A 3,748-nucleotide genomic window follows, 5' to 3' on the forward strand; every position below is an offset into this window, starting at 1 on the left:
AAAAACAAGAGAATACAGAAAACCTAAGCCTGTTAATAAGCCACAAGAGAGTTTTAACATTATCTTAGCCTTTGATAATGATATTAAGGGTAAAGAATATAGAGAAAAATGCGAGGGCATTTTATACGCTCTTACACAGCAATTCCCTACTATTTACAAGCCTTTTTCAAAAGATTGTAATGATGATTTGAAATTAGCACACATTATAGAAAATAAGGCGATTAACATTGACACTATGGCGGAGTTTTTAGAAAGCTCTTTAGAAAAATTAAAAGACAACTACACTTCAACACAAGAAAAGGAAAATATCATGGATAAATTAGAACAAATTGATAGCATTAAGCCCTTTAATGAAAGGCTTAAGGGCATTTTAGAAAATGCTAAAGAAAATTTACAGACACAGAGTTATACTAAGGGGAGGGGGAGATAATGCAAGGCAATAATCTAAGTATTTATGAAACGATTTTATCGCTATTTAGCGACCCAACAAAAAAAATATTTTACAGCATAGCAACTCAAACAGCAGAAGCTTTAAAAGCTCAAATGATAATTAATGCTGTTTTGGTAATTTTATTTATGATATGGGCTTATAGGCGAGTGAAAGAGGGCGATATATTTCAGTTTAAAACCGCTATGGGCGTGGTTGTATTTATCGTGTTTATGGGAGTTTTAAATTGGGCAATGGATAATCCAACAACTTACATGAATATGCTTAAAGACACCATTTTTTACCCTTCTAATAAACTCACTGAGATTATCACAAACAGCATGTCTTCATTGCAAATAGGCAATAATAATTTAACTTTAGGCTCATTGATAGATAAGTCCTACTATTCCATAATACAATTATACAAAGAAGTATTTAGCGATTTAGGCTGGAAGACATTTTTTACTATGTTTCCTATGCTAATCATTTTTCTTTTGTTAGTCCTAGCTCAAATTCTTTTAATTGGACTAATTTTAATCATTGTTTTAATCACTCTTGTTGAAACTCTTACATGGCTATCATTGGGCTTTGCAGTTTTACCACTAGCACTATTCCCCCAAACTAAAGGCATGTTATTTAGCTACCTTAAAAAACTCATTTCCCTTACTTTTTACCAACCTTGTATTATGGTAGTAGCCTTTTTAAATTTTTCAATGATAGAAAGCATTACTTTAAAAATTCCTACCAAAGCAGAAATAATCAATGGGTTTTACAACAAAGGACATATAATTGACCAAATGATAGAAAATGGCTCAAGTCAAGCAATCAATAATTTTCAAAATGCTATGGGAGCTTATACTAGCGTGTTAGGATTTTTTATTATCTTAATTTTAGGCTCTGTGATTTGTTTCTTTCTCATCAAACGAGTGCCTGATTTTATCAATAATATCTTTGGCACAAGCGGAGGTGTAGGAGCAGTAACAGAAATGATGCAAAAAATCGGTATGACAATAGGCGGAGCTGTAGTAGGAGGCTCTATGGTTATGGTAGCTAATCAAATGAAACAAGCTTATCAAAATGCTGGGGGCGGATTAGCAGGGCTTCAAGCTGGAGCCAAAGCTTTTGGGCTTGGAGCAATCAGTGGAGGGGCAAGTGCTATGGCAAATCACAGGAGTGTTAAAGCTGGGGTGAAACACTTTGTAGCAAGTGTTAAAAATGGATTTGATAATAATAGATGAAGGGTTTAACAATGAAAAAATTAGTTTTTAGCATGCTTTTATGTTGTAAAAGCGTGTTTGCAGAGGGGGAAACCCCCTTGATTGTCAATGACCCAGAACTCCATGCTGGTCAAGCCACTGTGATAGGTAAAATGGTAGATAGCATTAAAAAGTATGAAGAGATTATCTCTAAAGCTCAAGCTCAAATCAATCAGTTGCAAAAAGTCAATAACATGATAAATACAACTAATTCTTTGATTAGTGGTAGTGCCATTACTTTAGCCAATCCCATGCAAGTGATACAAAACGCTCAGTATCAAATAGAGAGCATTAGATACAACTATGAGAATTTAAAGCAAAGCATAGAAAATTGGAACGCACAAAATTTGTTAAGAAACAAATACTTACAGCAACAATGCCCTTTTTTCAATTTTAACAAATTGACTAATAAAAAAATTGTCAATTTAAGCAATCTTAACAATGCTATTACAAAAACAGGAGAACAAACCACTCGCATGAGAGATATGCAAAATTTAATCCAAGCCCTAAGTAGCAGTGGCTATGAAAACATGCAATCTCTTGTGGGGCAATTAAGTGGCAGGGATATGGGATTGATTTTGTGTGAAGAGCTAATCAAAGATGAAAATCAAGCAAGGTATAACCAACTATCAGCAGAAGCTAGTTTGGATATTCTAAATGGTAATTATCAAGCATATAAAATGAAAATGTTTCAACAAGATGCAATGAAATTAACAGAAAGGATAAAAAAACAACAAGAAATTCAAGCAAGAGCAGATTATCTAAAATACAGACTAGCCGATATTCAGCAAGATTTAGGCGTAACTAATCCAAGTGCAAATCACAATAAACAAGGAATAAAATATTGTAAGGAAAACAAAGAAAATGGCACTTGCACACCATTAGCCCTAGAAAAAACTCGCCTAGATAACGACTTAGAGCAAGAAATCCAAACACTCACGCAAGATTTAAGTAAAGCCCCTAATAAAGACGCTCAAAGCCAAGCCTACGCAAATTTTAATCAAAGGATTAAATTACTCACTGTGAAATATCTTAAAGAGATTACTAATCAAATGCTCTTTTTAAATCAAACTATGGCAATGCAAAGCGAGATTATAGCGGACATGTATCAAACAGACTATGGGTTTGGCACAGGCTTAAAAGGAACAAAATCAACGCAATACCAAACAAGAGAGCAAATTTTAGGTAAAGTCAAGACAAACAAATTTGGTTTTCCAGAGATTACTTCTGATTGAAAATTAAGGCTGTCTAACAGCCTTTTTTATTTCTAATTTAGGGTGCATTATAGCAAGACTTGCAGCTTTTGAAAGGCATTCATTGTCAGCTTGATTTTGTTCGTTTTCAAATTTTTCTTCAAAGTGTGAGCCACTATAAGTCCACCATTTAGGTTTTGTGTCTCCATAGGCACTATAAAAAGCATTGCTATAACACGATATTTTACCATCTTCGCTTTTGCTACAACGATTTTTTTTAAGAAAATTACTTTCCGCTTTTTTACGGCTTTCTCTAACATAGTTTCTACAAGCAACTAGCCACTCTTCATCTTTTTTAATTTGCTCATTTCTTTCATCTACTATTTTCTGTAATTCTTGTTCTTTTTTAGATAGCTGCTTTTTATTAACACAAGAAAGAAAGGCAGTTTTCCATTCTTGTGGAAGATTTTTTGATAAATTCCAACCATTATTCAAATATTTAGAACCATCAATTTGAGAGTTACAATCAATGGCGTATTCTTTTTTAATATTGCTTTTAGATTTGCTGATATAGTCAATTAAGTCGGTATCCGTGAATAAAGGTTTCGCCATTAAGGGAGTAGCAATACCTAGCAACGCTCCAGCTAATAACCCTATCCTTAAAATCTTATTCAAACCTTTTAATCTAATCATTTTTATTCCTTTTGATTGAAACTTAATAATTTCACTCATCATTATAACATAAAGTTTTAAAAATATATCAATAATAATCAAGTATTTAGTTATTTTATCAGTATTAAGTTAGTTTTGATTATTTGAATTATTGATTAAATATATTCTTAACAAATAATAATAATCTCTTATAGCTCATG

General features: G+C 32.6%; 4 protein-coding genes. 3 read left to right on the plus strand and 1 reads right to left on the minus strand.

The annotated features are described in order from the left end of the window. From QT76_RS07680 to QT76_RS07690, 3 genes are all read left to right on the plus strand, one after another. Positions 1-430, plus strand: a 430-nt coding sequence (locus QT76_RS07680; protein WP_033617266.1) for a toprim domain-containing protein, incomplete at its 5' end; no start/stop codon positions are given. Then, entirely contained in the window at positions 430-1,665 is a 1,236-nt protein-coding gene (locus QT76_RS07685) for a type IV secretion system protein (protein WP_033617267.1), read from the plus strand. The genes QT76_RS07680 and QT76_RS07685, both read left to right, overlap by 1 nt. 11 nt (positions 1,666-1,676) lie before the next feature. After that, the gene (locus QT76_RS07690; RefSeq protein ID WP_033617268.1) at positions 1,677-2,918 is read left to right on the plus strand and encodes a hypothetical protein; all 1,242 of its coding nucleotides are present in this window, start codon (positions 1,677-1,679) and stop codon (positions 2,916-2,918) included. A 3-nt stretch (positions 2,919-2,921) separates the two neighbouring features. Here the strand turns inward: QT76_RS07690 and QT76_RS07695 are convergent, their stop codons facing one another. After that, entirely contained in the window at positions 2,922-3,569 is a 648-nt protein-coding gene (locus QT76_RS07695) for a hypothetical protein (protein WP_033596240.1), read from the minus strand. Positions 3,570-3,748: the final 179 nt, after the last annotated feature.

Source organism: Helicobacter pylori SA37A (assembly GCF_000476015.1).
Taxonomy (GTDB): Bacteria; Campylobacterota; Campylobacteria; order Campylobacterales; family Helicobacteraceae; genus Helicobacter; species Helicobacter pylori_DB.